1 protein-coding gene is annotated in these 488 nt (G+C 39.3%); it reads right to left on the minus strand.

The window, feature by feature from the left end; all coding sequences use genetic code 11:
• Positions 1–124: 124 nt before the first annotated feature.
• Positions 125–328, minus strand: coding sequence for a hypothetical protein (locus tag BUE76_RS24775; protein WP_216820673.1), 204 nt, complete (start codon positions 326–328; stop codon positions 125–127).
• Positions 329–488 lie beyond the last annotated feature (160 nt).

Genomic DNA, 488 nt, shown 5'->3' on the forward strand with positions numbered 1-488 from the left:
TCGCAGATTGCACTGATTAGTGCAGATTCCACAGATGCTTTTGTAAGTGTCAAGGTTGTGAACCTTAAGGCCTTATGCCCCACTTTTCTACTACTCTTTCCGAAGAACTGCCGCAACGTTTTCGCTAGCGGAGTGCAAAGGTAGAGGTTTGATATTTACCAGCCAAATGTTTTTTCAAAAGTATTTTGAAGCTGTAAGCTTCTTTTCTTTTCCAAAACAGGGGCGATAAAAGATGTAAAGAACTGGTGTGTTGTTCGCTAAAAGCGGAGGGCAAAGATAGGAGTATTGCAGCTTTCCAGCCAAATCTTTTTTGAAGTTTTATTTTCAAAAAAGAGCTTTTTAGAAGAGCTTAACACTTTATCCATCAACCACTTAAAGAACTGCTCCACTCACATTCGAATGGCCTGCAAAGGTACACACATTCACTCTACCGTTCCAAAGGTTTGTAGAAGTATTTTCTAAAAAGATTTGTGAAGATGAAGAGTGCA

Origin of the sequence: Cnuella takakiae (assembly GCF_001953305.1) — a bacterium.
GTDB classification, from domain to species: domain Bacteria; phylum Bacteroidota; class Bacteroidia; order Chitinophagales; family Chitinophagaceae; genus Flavisolibacter; species Flavisolibacter takakiae.